This is a genomic window from Mycobacterium sp. UM_WGJ (assembly GCF_000455125.1).
Classification (GTDB): domain Bacteria; phylum Actinomycetota; class Actinomycetes; order Mycobacteriales; family Mycobacteriaceae; genus Mycobacterium.
This window is the reverse complement of record NZ_AUWR01000023.1, coordinates 25,341-40,624: the sequence shown is the minus strand read 5'-3', so window position 1 is coordinate 40,624 and position 15,284 is coordinate 25,341. Positions and strand designations below refer to the sequence as shown.

At 67.5% G+C, this 15,284-nt stretch carries 19 protein-coding genes; 13 read left to right on the top strand and 6 right to left on the bottom strand.

The features are described from left to right. Positions 1–28: 28 nt before the first annotated feature. From N416_RS0109180 to N416_RS0109170, 3 genes are all read left to right on the top strand, one after another. On the top strand, positions 29–1,387 hold the full coding sequence (locus N416_RS0109180; protein WP_024441812.1) for a deoxyribodipyrimidine photo-lyase: 1,359 nt from the start codon (positions 29–31) through the stop codon (positions 1,385–1,387). A 95-nt stretch (positions 1,388–1,482) separates the two neighbouring features. Further along, a complete protein-coding gene (locus tag N416_RS0109175; protein ID WP_024441811.1) occupies positions 1,483–2,124 on the top strand; it encodes a heme-binding protein in 642 nt (213 codons plus the stop codon). Positions 2,125–2,138: 14 nt separating this feature from the next. Further along, complete coding sequence (locus tag N416_RS0109170; RefSeq protein WP_024441810.1) at positions 2,139–2,627, top strand: TspO/MBR family protein; 489 nt, start codon at positions 2,139–2,141, stop codon at positions 2,625–2,627. A 3-nt stretch (positions 2,628–2,630) separates the two neighbouring features. On the opposite strand, the gene N416_RS0109165 is transcribed toward N416_RS0109170, so the two are convergent. Further along, entirely contained in the window at positions 2,631–3,992 is a 1,362-nt protein-coding gene (locus N416_RS0109165; protein WP_024441809.1) for a TIGR01777 family oxidoreductase, read from the bottom strand. 173 nt (positions 3,993–4,165) lie between these two features. Between N416_RS0109165 and N416_RS0109160 the strand changes: the two genes are divergently transcribed. From N416_RS0109160 to N416_RS0109145, 4 genes are all read left to right on the top strand, one after another. Further along, on the top strand, positions 4,166–5,686 hold the full coding sequence (locus N416_RS0109160; RefSeq protein WP_024441808.1) for an SDR family oxidoreductase: 1,521 nt from the start codon (positions 4,166–4,168) through the stop codon (positions 5,684–5,686). Further along, the gene (locus N416_RS0109155; protein ID WP_024441807.1) at positions 5,683–6,129 is read left to right on the top strand and encodes an SRPBCC family protein; all 447 of its coding nucleotides are present in this window, start codon (positions 5,683–5,685) and stop codon (positions 6,127–6,129) included. Before N416_RS0109160 ends, N416_RS0109155 begins: the two co-directional genes overlap by 4 nt. Before the next feature lie 105 nt (positions 6,130–6,234). Continuing rightward, a complete protein-coding gene (locus tag N416_RS0109150; RefSeq protein WP_036457593.1) occupies positions 6,235–6,897 on the top strand; it encodes an anti-sigma factor in 663 nt (220 codons plus the stop codon). 15 nt (positions 6,898–6,912) lie between these two features. Beyond that, positions 6,913–7,875 (top strand): SDR family NAD(P)-dependent oxidoreductase, encoded by a 963-nt coding sequence (locus N416_RS0109145; protein ID WP_024441805.1) that lies wholly within the window; start codon positions 6,913–6,915, stop codon positions 7,873–7,875. A 22-nt stretch (positions 7,876–7,897) separates the two neighbouring features. On the opposite strand, the gene fadD5 is transcribed toward N416_RS0109145, so the two are convergent. Together fadD5 and N416_RS0109135 are read right to left on the bottom strand one after the other, a co-directional pair. Beyond that, positions 7,898–9,427, bottom strand: coding sequence for a fatty-acid--CoA ligase FadD5 (gene fadD5 / locus N416_RS0109140; RefSeq protein WP_024441804.1), 1,530 nt, complete (start codon positions 9,425–9,427; stop codon positions 7,898–7,900). Beyond that, complete coding sequence (locus tag N416_RS0109135; protein WP_024441803.1) at positions 9,424–10,206, bottom strand: enoyl-CoA hydratase-related protein; 783 nt, start codon at positions 10,204–10,206, stop codon at positions 9,424–9,426. The genes fadD5 and N416_RS0109135 overlap by 4 nt, the downstream gene beginning before the upstream one ends. A gap of 129 nt (positions 10,207–10,335) precedes the next feature. Here N416_RS0109135 and N416_RS0109130 point away from each other — a divergent pair, with 129 nt between their 5' ends. Together N416_RS0109130 and N416_RS0109125 are read left to right on the top strand one after the other, a co-directional pair. Then, a complete protein-coding gene (locus tag N416_RS0109130) occupies positions 10,336–11,571 on the top strand; it encodes a TetR/AcrR family transcriptional regulator (RefSeq protein WP_231384093.1) in 1,236 nt (411 codons plus the stop codon). Continuing rightward, positions 11,568–11,954, top strand: a complete 387-nt coding sequence (locus N416_RS0109125; protein WP_024441801.1) for a MauE/DoxX family redox-associated membrane protein — start codon at positions 11,568–11,570, stop codon at positions 11,952–11,954. Before N416_RS0109130 ends, N416_RS0109125 begins: the two co-directional genes overlap by 4 nt. Position 11,955: 1 nt before the next feature. Here the strand turns inward: N416_RS0109125 and N416_RS0109120 are convergent, their stop codons facing one another. Both N416_RS0109120 and mrf read right to left on the bottom strand, forming a co-directional pair. Beyond that, entirely contained in the window at positions 11,956–12,216 is a 261-nt protein-coding gene (locus N416_RS0109120; RefSeq protein WP_024441800.1) for a type B 50S ribosomal protein L31, read from the bottom strand. Next, the gene (gene mrf / locus N416_RS0109115; RefSeq protein ID WP_024441799.1) at positions 12,213–13,403 is read right to left on the bottom strand and encodes a ribosome hibernation factor-recruiting GTPase MRF; all 1,191 of its coding nucleotides are present in this window, start codon (positions 13,401–13,403) and stop codon (positions 12,213–12,215) included. The genes N416_RS0109120 and mrf overlap by 4 nt, the downstream gene beginning before the upstream one ends. Positions 13,404–13,507: 104 nt before the next feature. On the opposite strand from mrf, the gene rpmB reads away from it, so the two are divergent. Genes rpmB through rpsR form a run of 4 tightly spaced genes read left to right on the top strand, consistent with a single transcriptional unit; the run spans position 13,508 to position 14,481 of the window. After that, a complete protein-coding gene (rpmB, locus tag N416_RS0109110; protein WP_024441798.1) occupies positions 13,508–13,744 on the top strand; it encodes a 50S ribosomal protein L28 in 237 nt (78 codons plus the stop codon). Next, entirely contained in the window at positions 13,744–13,908 is a 165-nt protein-coding gene (gene rpmG / locus N416_RS0109105) for a 50S ribosomal protein L33 (protein WP_024441797.1), read from the top strand. The genes rpmB and rpmG overlap by 1 nt, the downstream gene beginning before the upstream one ends. Positions 13,909–13,911: 3 nt before the next feature. Beyond that, on the top strand, positions 13,912–14,217 hold the full coding sequence (gene rpsN, locus N416_RS0109100; RefSeq protein ID WP_024441796.1) for a 30S ribosomal protein S14: 306 nt from the start codon (positions 13,912–13,914) through the stop codon (positions 14,215–14,217). Next, complete coding sequence (gene rpsR, locus N416_RS0109095; protein WP_024441795.1) at positions 14,218–14,481, top strand: 30S ribosomal protein S18; 264 nt, start codon at positions 14,218–14,220, stop codon at positions 14,479–14,481. A gap of 249 nt (positions 14,482–14,730) precedes the next feature. Here rpsR and N416_RS0109085 read toward each other — a convergent pair whose 3' ends face one another. After that, the gene (locus tag N416_RS0109085) at positions 14,731–15,108 is read right to left on the bottom strand and encodes a helix-turn-helix transcriptional regulator (RefSeq protein ID WP_036457595.1); all 378 of its coding nucleotides are present in this window, start codon (positions 15,106–15,108) and stop codon (positions 14,731–14,733) included. Positions 15,109–15,284: the final 176 nt, after the last annotated feature.

Sequence of the window (15,284 nt, the reverse complement as noted above, 5' to 3'; positions counted from 1 at the left end):
ACCGTGGACCTGCGGGCCGGTTAGTCCGATGCCGGTCCTGCTGTGGTACCGCCGCGATCTGCGGGTCGGCGACCTGCCGGCACTGTCGGCCGCGCTGGCCGAGGACCCCGAGGTGCTGGCCTGCTTCGTGCTGGACCCGCAGCTGGAGGCCTCGGCTGGGCAACGCCGCCTGCAGTTCCTGGGCCAGTCTCTGGGCAGCCTGCGCGATGACCTGGACGGCCGGCTGCTGATCACGCGCGGGCCTCCCGATGAACGGATCCCGCGGATCGCCGCCGAGATCGGTGCGTCGGCGGTGCATGTGTCAACCGATTTCGCCCCGTTCGGGCGCCGGCGTGACGCGCGGGTGCGCGCTGCGCTCGGTGACATACCGCTGGTGGCCACCGGCTCGCCCTACTTGGCCTCGCCCGGACGAGTCGTCAAAGACGACGGGACTCCCTACCGGGTTTTCACTCCGTTCTTTCGGCGGTGGCGTGAGCACGGATGGCGGCGTCCGGCGAAGTCCCGACCTGACCCGACGCACCTGATCGACCCTCTCGACCTGCCGGGCGAGTCCGCTCACCGCGTGGACATTCCTGACTTCGGTGGTCGATTCGAGTTTCCTGCCGGGGAGGCCGCAGCGTCAGAACACTGGCAGGCGTTCGTCAGCAGCGGGCTGGAGCGCTACGAGCAGGACCGCGACCGGCCCGACCGGGACGGGGGAAGCCGGATGTCGGTCTACCTGAAATTCGGCAACATCCACCCCCGGACCATGGCTGCCGATCTCGAACTCGACAGGCCCGGGGCCTCCGCGTACCTTCGCCAGCTTGCGTTCCGGGATTTCTACGCCTCGGTGCTGCACTTCTGGCCGCGTAGTTCCTGGGCCAACTGGAATCATGAGTTCGACTCCATCCAGGTCGATACCGATGCCGAGGCGCGCCGTCGGTTCGAGCGTTGGACGGCTGGGAAAACCGGCTTTCCCATCGTCGATGCAGGTATGCGGGAACTGCGCGCGACCGGCTTCATGCACAACCGGGTGCGCATGATCGCGGCATCGTTCCTGGTCAAGGACCTGCATCTGCCCTGGCAGTGGGGCGCCCGCTGGTTTCTGGATCAGCTGGTTGACGGCGACATGGCCAACAACCAACACGGTTGGCAGTGGTGTGCGGGGTGCGGCACCGACGCGGCCCCCTACTTTCGGGTGTTCAATCCGACGTTGCAGGGCCGCAAATTCGACCCCGACGGTGACTACGTGCGCCGTTGGGTTCCAGAGCTGGCAGAACTAGCCGACGCCCATCTGGTCCGGGCGTCACCGCCCCCGGGGTACCCCCGACCCATGGTGGACCATGGTCGCGAGCGGGCCGAGGCGCTGCGTCGCTACCAAGGCCTTAGTAATTCAATAAATGAATGATTCATTTATTGAATAGGTGGGCGCTATCGAGCTACAGTCGATGGTCGACCGGCAGCACGGGGCCGGGCGAGAAACGGCAGGGGCGGAGGGCGAACATGAGTGGAATCCTCTCGGCGGCAGGCGCCGCGCTGCAGGCCGTCGGGTCGGTGGTCGGTGTCCGCAACGGAACCGAGGAACCTCCTTTCACGGTGGAGCAACGAACCCGCGATGTGGAGATTCGCCGCTACGCGGAGCGTGTCGCGGCGGAAACCGTCGTCACCGGTGATGAGGAGGCGGCACGCAGCACCGGATTTCGACGCCTGGCCGGCTACATCTTCGGCGGCAATCACTCGCGTACCAAGATTGCGATGACTGCTCCCGTCGCGCAGGACCGCGCTGCTCCGGCGGGGGAGCAGATCTCGATGACCGCGCCCGTCGCCCAGCAATCCAGCGCGCCGGGCCAATGGGTGATCCGCTTCTTCATGCCGACCGGCGTCGGACTGGAATCGTTGCCGGAGCCGGACAACGCTGCGGTGCAATTGGTGCGCGTGCCCGCGGAAACCGTGGCGGTGCATGCCTTCTCCGGCGATCGTTCTCGGCGTGCGGTTGAAGCGCACACCGCCACGCTGCTCAATGCCTTGAAAGACATGCAGTGTGAGCCGGCCGGCGTACCTCAGGCGTGGTTCTACGACCCGCCATGGACACTTCCGATGTTTCGTCGCAACGAGATTGCGGTACCTGTCACCAAGAATCACTGAGCCGAAGGAGCCACGTGCGCATCTCCACCCTGCTGGGCACCGGCGCCGCAGTCACCGCGGCCTCTGTCACGGGAAGCATCGCTACCGCCCCCGCAGTGCAATCGGACTGGTATGCAGAGCTCGCGAAGCCCGCGTATCAGCCACCACGACAAGCCTTTCCGATAGTGTGGCCGGCGCTTTACGCCGACATCGCCGCGGTCTCGGCGGCCACCATCGACGAACTCAACGACCGTGGAAAGGTCGCGCAGCGCCGCTCCTACGTGGCGGCGCTGGTGCTTAACCTCGTCCTCAACGCGGGCTGGTCGTGGCTGTTCTTCAACCGCCGCCGTCTCGGACCGGCAACTGCGGTCAGCGCCGCGCTCGCGGCCAGCAGTGCCGATCTGGCGCGCCGCGCCGTCGCCGTTCGGGGGGTGCGGGCCGTCCCTCTGGTGCTGTATCCGCTGTGGGTCACCTTTGCCACGGTGTTGTCCGGACACATCGCGGTACTCAATCGCCGCCGGTGAGAGTCACTGCGGGCCGGTACGTCCCAACAGGTGCCGCAGCAGGGGTTCGAGTTCGGGCATGCGGAATTGGTGATGGGCATCGTTGAGGCGTGCGGGCAGCGCCCGCTGACTGGCGCAGGCGAGTTCGCGAGCGCCTTGCGCGCCTAATAGTAATCGCGGGCCCAGGCCGGGTACCGGCAGGGCGGTCGGCCGGTGCAGCACGCGACCCAGAGCCTTGGTGTAGTCGATGTTGCGCGCGGGATTGGGTGCGACCGCGTTCACCGGGCCGCTAAGTCCGGTGTCCCACAGGGCGCGGTGATAGATGTCGATCAGGTCGTCGATGCCGATCCACGGCAGCCATTGCCGGCCGTTGCCGAGCCGGCCGCCGAGTCCAGCTGCGAACAAGGGGCGCATCAAACGCAACGTCCCACCGCGTGGCGATTGCACGATGCCCGTGCGAACGCGCACCACGCGGGCCCCGGCCTGCTCTGCCGGCGTGAGGGCGTCCTCCCAGTCGGCCACCACATCGGCGAGAAACCCCTCGCCGCGTTCGGTGTCCTCGGTCAGCACGTCATCGCCGCGGTCGTAACCGTAATAGCCGACGGCCGATGCACAGATCAGTACGCGCGGTCCCGCGGTGGTGCCGGCGACCAACTCGGCGAGTCGCCGCGTGGGCTCGATTCTGCTGTCACGGATCTGGCGGCGGTGCTCGGCGGTGAACCGTCCGGCGATGGAAGCGCCGGCCAGGTGAATCACGGCGTCGACTCCGCTCAACAGATCACGGTCGGGCTGGTCAGGATTCCACTGCCGCTCATCGGGATTGCCGGCAGCATGGCGAACCAGGCGAATCACCCGGTGACCGCCGGTGCTCAAGAACGCCGCCAAAGCCGAACCCACCAGTCCCGTCGAGCCGCTGATCGCCACGGTGAGGGGCGTCAGGCCCGCCTGCGCGGCACGGCGATGCGCTGCCAGGTCGTCGGCGAGCTGGCGATGCCGGTAGACGAACATCGGCCGCAGCAACGCCCCGGGGATGGGGGTGTCGACGTGGTCGATAACCCGTGTCCGCCCGTCGCCCAGATCCTCGAACTCGTGGGTATGAGTCCAGCTGAGGGTGGCCCGGGTGGGCAGCGATGCCAGGCCGTGTCCGCCGAGCTCATCGACGAATCGCGCGGGCGGATCGTAGCCGTCGGGCTGGTGCTCGGCGACCCACCGAAGTCCGCCGGGAAGAGCCAGTACGGCCGTCCCGTCGCGCAGTGAATCCGCCTCGCTGACCAGATGCATCGGCTGCCACGGCGGACTCAGCCGGGTGAAGGCACCCGGCCTCTCATGCCATGCGAAGACATCCGCACGCGGCGCGGCAACTGTGCTGGAGAAGTCCACACTCATGCCTCGACGCTACTGGCAGAAGCCGGTTACGCAATCGCTGTCGGCGAGCCTCCCGCCGAACCCGACCACGGCGTCCGCGGTTCCGAATCACCACTATGAGGCGTCACCCGAAAAGGCCGGCAGACTCGATCGCGCACACCACGCTCGGCGGATCAGTGGTTCGGGTGGGCCGCGTGACGGAGCCGGATCGCGGAGATCAGCCATTGAACGTATTGGTGACCGGGGCCACCGGCTCCATCGGAGGCAGGCTGGCCCCCCGCCTGGTCGAAGCCGGCCACCGGGTGCGGGTGTTGGCCCGTAACCCCAACAAGATCAGCGATGTCCCGTGGGCCGCGGCCGTCGATGTGGTTCGCGGCGACCTCACCGAACCGGACTGCCTGGACGAAGCCTGCCGCGACATCGACGTCGTCTACTACCTGGTGCACTCGATGGGCAACCCGGGAGAATTCATCGAGTCGGAGCGGCAGTGCGCGCAGAATCTCGCTGCCGCGGCCCAACGAGCCGGGGTGGGGCGCATCGTCTACCTCGGCGGCCTGCATGCGGAATCGGACCGGTTGTCCACGCATCTGCGGTCCCGCAGCCAGGTCGGCGAGATCCTGCTCAACTGCGGGGTGCCGACCCTGGTACTGCAGGCCGGGGTGGTGATCGGTTCCGGCTCGGCGTCCTTCGAGATGATTCGGCACCTGACCAATCGGCTGCCGGTGATGACCACACCGCGCTGGGTCAACAACCGCATCCAGCCCATCGCGATCCGCGATGTCCTCTACTACCTGCTGGCCGCCGCGACCATGCCATTGCCGCGCAGTCGCTCCTATGACATCGGTGGGCCCGACGTCTTGCGCTACGGCGAGATGATGCAGATCTATGCCCACGTCGCCGGACTGACCCGACGCAGAATTCTTGTCCTCCCGGTCCTCACACCGAAACTGGCCGGACTGTGGATCGGACTGGTGACTCCTGTCCCGCCCCGGATCGGCCGTGCCCTGATCGAGTCCTTGAGCACCGACGCGATCGCGTCCGAGCGCGACATCGATGCGGTGATCGCGCCGCCCTCCGGCGGCAAGACCCGCTACCGGGACGCCGTCGCGCTCGCACTGCGCCGCATCGACAGCGGTGACGTGGAAACGACCTGGGCCGATGCATCTGCGACCGGCGCCCCCGCTGACAGTTTGCCTTCGGATCCCAGTTGGGCTGGGGAAGTGGTCTACACCGACGACCGCAGCGTCGAATGCAACGCCACTGTCGAGCAGTTGTGGCAGGTCGTCGAAGGTGTGGGTGGCGAGAACGGCTGGTACTCCTTCCCGCTCGCCTGGACGATCCGGGGCTGGCTGGACCGACTCACCGGGGGAGTCGGGCTGGCTCGGGGCCGCCGCAACCGACACGTGCTGCACACCGGTGACGCGCTCGACTTCTGGCGAGTCGAAAAGATAGAGCGTCCGCACCTGCTGCGGCTCCGCGCCGAGATGCGGACCCCCGGCGGCGCCTGGCTCGAATGGCGCCTCGAGGCGTGCGGTGAGCACACCACGAAGTTGCACCAGCGCGCGATCTTCTTCCCCAAAGGCCTTGCCGGACAGCTCTACTGGTATTCACTTCTGCCGTTTCACGGCATCATATTCACCGGCATGGCCAACAATATCGCCGTTGCCGCGGGCCGCGTACCACGAATTCCGCGCGCGGGGAGGGATGGCGCATGATCACCATGCAGCGTGAGGTGCGCAGTGACGTGGCACCAGATGCGGTGTTTGCCTATCTGGCCGACTTCACCACCACGCAGCGGTGGGACCCGGGAACCATACGGACGGTGCGGGTCTCAGGCGATGGCGGGGTGGGAACCCGCTACCGGAACACATCCCGGTTCGCCGGACGGGTGAGCTCCATCGGCTACGTCGTCACGGCGCTGCGACCGGGTCGCTCGATCGACCTGCGTGGAGAGAACGACTCCGTGATCTTCTGCGACACCATCACGGTCGCCGCGCAGCCGTCCGGCTGCCTGATCACCTATCGGGTGAGATTCGCCTTTCAGGGCTGGCTGAAGTGGATCGAGCCACTGCTGCGTCCAGCCGTTACCCGGTTGCTCGACGACGGCGTACGCGGACTTCAAGGGGAGTTGCGGCGCCTCGGCGATCGGGGGATCTGAGCGTGCCGGCGATCGGCGGCCCACGCCGGTCGGGGACTGTCGAAATTTAGGTGCCGCACGAACCCGACCGCAGGCGGTGCGGCTCCGAATGACTGCTATGTCGCCCTGGCGACGCCGTATGCGCTCGACGCCGTCTCCGACACCGAACGGCGCGAGATCGAGCGAGGGGCCACCGAAGCCCCGACGCCTATCGCGCAGGCCTTCGGCGCCGAGGTGTCGGCGGTGCAGGAGGTGATGGCAGCCATCGCGGAGACCACTGCGGCGCAACCTTCGCCGGCCTTGCGTGAATCGGTTCTGGGCCGAGCCGCGAAGCTGTCCGCCTCCCGTTCTCGATGGCGTACCGCGGCTATTGCCGCGGCGGCCGCGCTGGTGGTGGGGCTGGCGGCGTTCGGGGTCGGAAGCCAGCTCAGACCCACTGCCCCACAGTCGGTCTCGGACCGGGTGCTCGCGGCGCCTGACGTGGCGAGTGTGTCGACCCCGCTGGCCACCGGTACTGCCACGGTGCTCTTCTCCCGGGAACGCAGTGCCCGAGTCCTGGTGATGAACAACGTGCCCCCGCCAGAACCCGGCACGGTGTACCAGATGTGGCTGCTCAGCCCCCGCGGTGCGACGCTGGCCGGCACGATGGACGCCGCCGCTGTGTCACCGTCGACCACTGCGGAGATTCCTGCCCTCGGGGATTCGACGGCGCTCGGGTTCACGGTGGAGCCCGATCCGGGGTCGCGCGAGCCCACGGGGCAGATGATCGTTGAGATACCACTGCGCTGAGACGAGGTTGGGCCGATGGATCTGGGGTCGGTAATCGATTCAGTGCTGGACCGTGCCGTGGTTCCCGGCTACAGCCGCCTCGGGTACCGGATTCGAGCGCACGCGTGGTCCGGTGATCCGGCGCCGCATGCCCTGCGCGGCAAGACCGCGATGGTGACCGGGGCCAACAGCGGCATCGGGAAGGCGATCGCCGGGGGACTGGCGGCGCTGGGTGCCACGGTGGTGATGGTCAGCCGAAACCTCGAGCGCATCGAAGGCGCCCGAGCCGAGCTGGCCGTCGAGCACCCGGATGCCGACCTGCGCGCGGAGGTGTGTGATGTGGCCGACCTGTCGGCGGTGCGGCGGTTCGTCACTGACCTCGGCGCACGTCTGCCCAGCCTCGACGTGGTGATCCATAACGCCGGTCTGCTGCCGGCGGCGCGGGCCGAGACCGCCGACGGACACGAGATCACCCTGGCCACCCATGTTCTGGGTCCGGTGCTGATGACCGAACTGCTGGTTCCCGCATTGGCCGCGTCCGCCGACCCGCGGGTCATCCTGATGTCGTCGGGTGGCATGTATACCCAGGCGCTGGCTGTCAACGACCCCGAATACCGGGTCGGTCCCTACCGCGGCGCAACCGCCTACGCCCGCACCAAGCGGATGCAGGTGGCGCTGACCCCGGTGCTGGCCGAACGCTGGAAGGCGGCCGGGATCTCGGTGTATTGCATGCACCCGGGTTGGTCCGACACGCCGGGAGTGGTCACGTCGCTGCCGACTTTCCGCAAACTCACCAAACCGCTGCTGCGCACGGCAGAGCAGGGGGCTGACACCGCGATCTGGCTGGCTGCAACTCAGCCCGCTCCGCCGACCGGCCGATTCTGGCACGACCGGAGACAGCGCCCCGAGCACTATCTGCCGTTCACCCACGACAGCAGTGCTGACCGCGCACGCCTCTGGGCCTACCTCGAGCAGGCCATCGGGCTGCGCGACAGCTGAGCTGCCCGGGCGCCGGCCCCGGCTAGCCGTACTGCTTGCGCAGTTGCGGCTTGACCACCTTGCCGCTGGCATTGCGGGGTAGGGCGTCCACCAGCACCAGCTCCTTCGGGTGCTTGTAGCGGGCCAGGCGCTCGTTGAGGAAGGGCTCGAGGTCCTCCAACGTCAGCGGCGCCTCGCCGGCCGCTACCGCGACGATGGCCACCGGGACCTCGCCCCACTTGTCGTGGGCACGCCCGATCACGGCGGCCTCCTGGATGAGTGGGTGCTCGAACAGTACGTTCTCCACCTCGGCGCAGTAGATGTTCTCGCCGCCGGAGATGATCATGTCCTTCTTGCGGTCGACGACGTAGACGAAACCCTCGTCGTCGACGCGGACCAGATCACCGGAGTGGAACCAGTCGCCGGCGAACGCCTCAGCGGTCGCGTCGGGCTTGTTCCAGTAGCCCTGCATCATTGTCGGCCCGCGGTAGACGATCTCGCCGATCTCGCCGGGCGCCACGTCGTTCATGTTCTCGTCGACGACCCGTGCCGAGATGGTCGGGATCACCTTGCCGACTGAGCCGAGTTTGCGGATCGCGTCGCTGCCCTGGAGCACGCAGGTGATGGGTGACATCTCGGTCTGGCCGAACACCGCGACATTGAGCGCGTCCGGGAACGTCTCCGCCATGGCCCGCAGTACGGTGTCGGACGCCGGAGCCGCCCCCCAGCTGATCACTTCGAGCGCCAGGTCTCGTTGCGGCACAGTCGGATCCGCGCAGATGACCTGCCACTGCGCCGGCACGAGGAACACCGAGGTGGCGCGCTCGCTCTCCCAGGCGTCGAGGGTGTCCTTGGCGTTGAACGCACCGAGCGGGTGAATCACCGTCTTGGTGCCCAGCATCAGGTTGGGTGCGATGCTGCCCAGGCCGGCGATGTGGAACATCGGTGCGGCGCAGAAGTACACGCTGTCCGGGCTGATCTGCAGCGCCTGGATACAGGTCAGCGACTGGGCCAGCAGGTTGGAGTGGGACAGGATGGCGCCCTTGGGACTTCCGGTGGTTCCCGAGGTGTACATGATCAGCGCCGGGGTGTCTTCGGGGACATCGTTGCCCGGGTGCGGGTCGCCGGGCTCGGCGATCAGCGATTCGTAGTCGTCGCCGAGCACCACGGCCACATCGAGTCCGGGGGTGTTCTTGCGGACGGCTTCGATCAGCGGTGCAAGCAGTTGATCGGTGATGACAGCCTTGGCGCCACTGTCGGAGACGATGTAGCTGATCTCAGGGTCGGTGAGGCGGAAGTTGACCGGTACGGCGATGGCCCCCAAGGCGTTGATCGCCAAGGTCGCCTCGATGTATTCGGTGTGGTTGAGCATCACGATCAGCACGCGGTCGCCGAAGGAGATGCCGCGCCGGAACAGTGCCCCGGCCAGGCGCTCGGAGCGATCGTGCAGCTGTTGCCAGGTGGTGTCGTTGCCACGACAGCGGAAGGCGACGGCGTCGGGACGCATCGCGGCGTGGTTCGCCACCTGATTCATCCAATGGTTGCGGCGAGACCGCAGCGGCTGAGCGATCATTCGCCGAACACCGCCTTCCGCTTCTGCAGCATCGCGGCGGCGCCTTCGAAGAAGTCGGGGGAGCCCAGCAACTCCACCTGGCCGGCTTTCTCGCGGGCCAGTGCGGCATCCAGTGCGGCGAGGTTGGTGGCGTTGAGCGCGCGCTTGGTCAATTCGATGGCGCGACGCGGTCCGTGGGCCAGTTTCTCGGCGGCCTCGTTGACCCGGGCGTCCAACTCCGCCTCGCCGAGCACCGCGTTGATCAGGCCGGCATCGCGGGCGGCGGTGGCCGACAGGCGCCCACCGAGCAGGGCCATCTCGTTGGCCACGGCCCGCCCGGCGCCAGCCGCAACCAGGGCGGTGGTGCCGCCGTCGGGCATCAGGCCGATGTTGGTGAACGACAGCAGGAAGTAGGCGCTCTCGGCGGCGTAGATCAGATCCGCGGCCAGCGCCAGACCCACGCCGACACCGGCGGCCGGCCCGTTGATCCGCGCGATCACCGGCACCGGGGTCTCGGCGACCGAGGTAACCAGCCGGGAGGCGCAGTCCATCACCTCCTCGGGGCTGACGCCGCCGGCCGTGGCCGACAGGTCGGCGCCGGTGCAGAAGGCCTTGCCTTCGCCGGTGATGACGATGGCCCGCACGCCTGGGTCGTCGGCCGCGCCGGCGATGACGTCACCGAGGCCCGCCATGGTGTCGTAGTCGATCGCGTTGAGCCGAGCGGGATTGGTAATCGTCACCCGCAGCACCCGACCGTCGCGGGTCGCGGTGAGCTTGGCGGAGCTGGCGTTCTCGGACACGGTCAGACCCGCCTTTCGATGAACCGGGATTGCAGCACGTCACTTCCTCCGTGGATGAAAACGTAAATTGTGGTTAACGTATGGGCGTCGGGTCCAACAGTCAACACGGGGGTGAAAATGGTTGCGTCCATGGCCGCGGGATCAGCGACTGCGGTGCAGCGCCGCCCCAAGGACCGCAAGGCGCAGATCGTCCGCGCCGCGGCCCGTGCGTTCAGTGATCGCGGCTACCACGCGGTCGGCGTCGACGAGATCGCCGCCGAGGTTGGTCTCTCCGGCCCCGCGCTGTATCGGCACTTCGCCAACAAGTACGCGCTACTGGTCGCGACCGCCCAGTACACGGCGGGGGTGCTGGTGACCGCCGCACGATCCGCCGACGATCCGAGCCGGCCCGCGCCGGAGCGGTTGCGCGCGATCACCGCCGCGCTGATCGAGACCACGATCGGGACGCGGCGCGAGGGCGCGTTCTATCGGTGGGAACGGCGCTACCTGCAACCGCCGGACCGCAAGGACATCCGAGCCGGCTACGACGCGCTCAACGCCACGATCGCCGAACCGCTGGCGGCGCTGCGCCCGGAACTTCCCGAGGCCGACACCGCGATCCTGGCCGCTGCGGCCCTGAGCGTCATCGGCAGCATCTCCGCGCACCGAACGCGGCTGCCGGCCGCCGCACTTGCGGACCTGCTCGCAGAGCTGTGCTGGTCGGTGCTCACCGTCGAGCTGCCGCCCGCGCCTTCGGGTCCGCCGCCGCCACGCCCGGAGCGGGGTCTGCCCAGCACGTCCAAACGTGAACGGCTGCTCGCCGAGGCCATCCGCATGTTCGGCCAGCGGGGCTTCTACGAAGTCAGCATCGAGGAGATCGCTACCGCCGCCGGACTCAACGGCTCCAGCGCCTATCGCTACTACCCGAGTAAGGCAGCCCTGCTGGCCGTCGCCTTTCATCGGGCCAGCGCCCGAGTGCTGATGGCCATCACCGATTCCCTCGCCGAATCGACCAGCCCGCGGCAGGCGGCCCTGCGCATCGCCGAGCGTTATACCGCGCTGGCGTTCGCCGCGCCCGAGCTGATCAATATCTATTTCGCCGAGTTCGCCAACCTGCCCGAACCCGACCGGGTTGAACTGCGCGGTCTGCAGCGGCAGAACGTCGACGAATGGGCCCACCTGGTGAGTCAGGTCGGCGCAGGCGACACCGAAGCGGTGTTCCGGGTCCACGCGGCCCTTGCTCTCGTCGTCGATATAGGACGCCTGGTTAACTTTGACGATCGAGACGAACAGCGCTCCCGGATCCATGCCCTGATGGCGGCCGTACTTTTCGGCACCGGCGGCCGGTGGCTGCGGGCCGCCTCGCTGGCTACGATCGACCGATGAGCGCCGCACCGTCAGGACAGCGAAGTGCCGTCACGGCTGCGCGAGGGCTGGCCGGGCTGCTGTTGGGCGCAGGGGCAGGACATTTCGTCTTCCCGCAGCCTTTCGACACGATCGTTCCGCCGGAGTTGCCGGGCAGCGCCCGCATGTACACGTATGTGTCGGGGGTCGCCGAGCTGGTCATCGGTGCCCTGCTGTTGTTCCCGCGCACCCGTCGCAGGGCCGGGCTGGCCGCGGCCGCCCTGTTCGTTGCGGTGTTCCCGGCGAATATTTACTCGGTCCGGTTGTTCTGGGCCAAACCCTGGATGAGGGCGGGGACGATCGCGCGCCTGCCGTTGCAGATTCCGATGATCGTCGCGGCGTTGCGGGTGTGGCGCGCCGGTTAGATCAGTTCTGGCGTTGTCCGTAGCGGCGGCGGAATTTCTCGACCTGCCCGGCGGTGTCGACGATTCGGCTGTTGCCGGTCCAAAACGGGTGCGACGCCGCGCTGATCTCCACGATCACCAGCGGGTAGCTGCGAGTGCCCGTCGGGGTGGGCCACTCGATGGTGCGGTCGCTGGTCACGGTGGAGCGGGTCAGGATCGTCTCCCCGGTGGTGGCGTCCTGGAAGACGACGGGGTGGTAGTCGGGGTGGATGCCGGGTTTCATCGCTGATCTCCGTCTCGGGTGCGGTACAGGGAAATGTCTGCGGTGGCCGTTGGGGTTTCGTCGCACGGTTCCTGGTGGTGATCGCCGAACGGGTCGGGGTAGCCGGCCCACTGGTTCGGGCGGCGTAACTCGTCGTCGGTGAGCAGTGCGCCTGACAGGGCCTCGCGGATCTGCTCGGGGCGGGCGCCGCAGACCAGGATCACCAGCGAGGTGTGCCGATCGCCGTAGCGGTGGTCCCAGATCAGATCGGCGAACGCATGGCGTTCGGCGGACACTCGGGCGGCCTCCTCGGCCGTCATCGCGGCCAGCCACTTGCCCACCGCCGAGGTGTGCAATCCGCCGCCCGCCGACTCCAGCCAGATCGCCCGCTGCCCCCGGTTGGCCAACCACAGCCGCCCACGCGCCCGGATCACGCCGTCGAGCAGGGCATCGAGGGCCGCGTGCAGGCGCTGCGGGTGAAACGGTCGGCGGGCGTGGAATTCGATCAGCTCAACCCGGCCCTCGGCCCGTAGCGGCGGTTGACCGGCCAGCAACGGGGCGTGCGGATCATCGCCGCGACCGCGGCGGGCGCCGTCGTCGAGGTGGGTCAGCGCCTGTTCAAGACGATCGGTACCGGCGGTGATGCGTGCCAGCGGAGCCAACCGGCGCAGCACCGCCAACGCAGTCGGGTCCGGGTGGTAAATCACCAGTGCATCGGCGGATTCGGCCTGGCCGACCACCACTTGGGCGATGGTGCGCCCGTCGTCGAGTTCGTCGTCGCCGAGTGCTTGCGACAGCCACGCCGTGGCATCGAGACAGGTGACGACCGCGGCGATCGTCACATCGCGGCCGGCCGGGCCGTCGATGTATCCCGGTCCGACGCGGACCCGCACGTTGCGGATCGCCCAGCAGATGGGCTGCGGCTCCAACCAGTCGGGCAACTGGACGACGATGCGCTCAACGCCGGCCCGGCGGTGCAGTCGGCGCAACAGGACCAGCAGGTCGTTGCGCAGCGTGCAGGACACGCAGCCGTGCGCCAACTCCAGGGCTAGCGTCGTGGCATCGGCTGTCGTACTGGTGGTTTCCCGAACCACCACGTGACCATCCAGGCTGTAGGCCACGGTCACCGTGCCCGCCTTGACCTGCAAGGCGTTGATCGCTGCGTCGGTGCCGTACTGCCCGGCCACCAGGATCACCGGAGTCCGCATCACCCTCCTATTGAAAATCATTGTCATTAAAGCCGTTCCTACGGTAGCCTCCAGCGCGTCGCTTGTCGACAATGATTTTCAATAAGGGTCGAAAGAGGGTTCCGTTGTCTGCACGCTGCCAAGTCACTGGCCGGGTGCCCGGATTCGGGAATGCGGTGTCGCACTCGCATCGCCGCACCCGGCGCCGCTGGTCGCCGAATATCCAGGTCAGGACTTACTATCTGCCGTCGCAGGACCGCCGGATCACGCTGCGGGTCAGCGCGAAGGGCATCAAGGTCATCGACCGGGACGGCATCGAGGCCGTGGTGGCCCGGCTGCGAAGCGCGGGGCAGCGGATCTGATGGCGCGCACCGACATTCGTCCCATCGTCAAGCTGCGCTCCACCGCGGGCACCGGCTACACCTACGTCACCCGCAAGAACCGGCGCAACGACCCCGACCGCCTGGTGTTGCGCAAGTACGACCCCGTGGTCCGTCGCCATGTCGACTTCCGGGAGGAGCGCTGAGTCATGGCCAAGAAATCCAAGATCGTGAAGAACGAGCAGCGCCGAGCGCTGGTGGCCCGCTACGCCGAGCGGCGCACTGAGCTCAAGGAAGTCATTCGTTCGACGTCGAGCAGCCCGCAGCAGCGATTGGCCGCCCAGCGCGCACTGGCTCGCCAACCGCGCGATGCCAGCCCGGTGCGGCTGCGCAACCGCGACAGTGCCGACGGGCGTCCCCGCGGCTACCTGCGCAAGTTCGGGCTGTCTCGGGTGCGGGTGCGCCAGCTTGCGCATGAGCGCCAGCTGCCCGGCGTCCGGAAGGCGAGCTGGTAGATGGCGATCAAACCCAAAGAGTCGCGGCGTGTTCCGCGGAGCACGGCCAGGTCCGCCAAGCCGAACCTGCTGGCCAAGCTGGGCGTGACGGCGGTCGACTACAAAGACACCGCCACGCTGCGCATCTTCATCTCCCCGCGCGGCAAGATCCGTTCACGTAGCGTCACCGGACTCACCGTTGGTCAACAACGCCAGGTCGCCTGCGCCATCAAGAACGCCCGGGAAATGGCGTTGCTGCCGTATCCGGGTGTCACCGCCGAGTGATCGATTGACGGTGCCGCTGATCAGCCGATGTGGAACACGACCTCCAGGGCCAAGAACCCGAAGACGAGCAGCCCGAGGATTCCGGCGAGCACCGGAAGGATAAGCACTGGGTCTTTCATGGCTCGAGACGTTATCCAGTTGTTGGTTGGAAAAAATCGCAAAGTGGTGCCGATCACTCGATCTCGGGACTTTGGTCCGTGATGGCCATCACGGACCAAAGTCCCTGCGGGGCTGACCTTCCGGAGAGTTTCACGACCCTTTCGGCGGGTCGGGGGCCAGGCTGCCGTCCGGGGCGATGTGGGCGAAGATCTGCTGCAGCAGGGTCACGATGTGCGGGTCGTCCACGGTGTAGATGTGGTGGCGCCCGTCACGCCGTGCGTTGATCAGCCCGGCCAGTCGCAGCTTGGTCAGGTGCTGGCTCATGGTGGCGACATTGACGCCGGCTCGCCGCGCCAGGGTTGTCACGTCGTAGGCGTCCTGGGCGGCCAGCCACATCACATGTAGGCGTGCCGGGCTGCTGAGTAGCGCGAACGTGCTCGCGGCGGACGCGAGTTGGGGTGTGGTCGGTTCGTCGGGCCGGCTGGGTGAACTGATTTCTTCGGGCAGCCGTTCTTCATCTTTAGCCATGGCGGCATTCATTTTGTCCCAACTCCCATGGCGGGATTCGCCGAACGACACATTCCTATAGTTGCGCAATCGCCAAAGTATCGCCAGAATTGGGCAGTTCACGCGGCACATTTGCCGCCCGGCGGGTGTCACCCAGATTCGCCGTCAGATCACAGGATTGGTTGCTGCCGAATTGA

Coding starts and splice junctions, on each gene's coding strand:
- N416_RS0109180 (WP_024441812.1), top strand. CDS start 29: ATGCCGGTCCTGCTGTGGTACCGCCGCGATCTGCGGGTCGGCGACCTG.
- N416_RS0109175 (WP_024441811.1), top strand. CDS start 1,483: ATGAGTGGAATCCTCTCGGCGGCAGGCGCCGCGCTGCAGGCCGTCGGG.
- N416_RS0109165 (WP_024441809.1), bottom strand. CDS start 3,992: ATGAGTGTGGACTTCTCCAGCACAGTTGCCGCGCCGCGTGCGGATGTC.
- N416_RS0109155 (WP_024441807.1), top strand. CDS start 5,683: ATGATCACCATGCAGCGTGAGGTGCGCAGTGACGTGGCACCAGATGCG.
- N416_RS0109145 (WP_024441805.1), top strand. CDS start 6,913: ATGGATCTGGGGTCGGTAATCGATTCAGTGCTGGACCGTGCCGTGGTT.
- fadD5 (WP_024441804.1), bottom strand. CDS start 9,427: ATGATCGCTCAGCCGCTGCGGTCTCGCCGCAACCATTGGATGAATCAG.
- N416_RS0109130 (WP_231384093.1), top strand. CDS start 10,336: ATGGCCGCGGGATCAGCGACTGCGGTGCAGCGCCGCCCCAAGGACCGC.
- N416_RS0109125 (WP_024441801.1), top strand. CDS start 11,568: ATGAGCGCCGCACCGTCAGGACAGCGAAGTGCCGTCACGGCTGCGCGA.
- N416_RS0109120 (WP_024441800.1), bottom strand. CDS start 12,216: ATGAAACCCGGCATCCACCCCGACTACCACCCCGTCGTCTTCCAGGAC.
- mrf (WP_024441799.1), bottom strand. CDS start 13,403: ATGCGGACTCCGGTGATCCTGGTGGCCGGGCAGTACGGCACCGACGCA.
- rpmG (WP_024441797.1), top strand. CDS start 13,744: ATGGCGCGCACCGACATTCGTCCCATCGTCAAGCTGCGCTCCACCGCG.
- rpsN (WP_024441796.1), top strand. CDS start 13,912: ATGGCCAAGAAATCCAAGATCGTGAAGAACGAGCAGCGCCGAGCGCTG.
- rpsR (WP_024441795.1), top strand. CDS start 14,218: ATGGCGATCAAACCCAAAGAGTCGCGGCGTGTTCCGCGGAGCACGGCC.
- N416_RS0109085 (WP_036457595.1), bottom strand. CDS start 15,108: ATGGCTAAAGATGAAGAACGGCTGCCCGAAGAAATCAGTTCACCCAGC.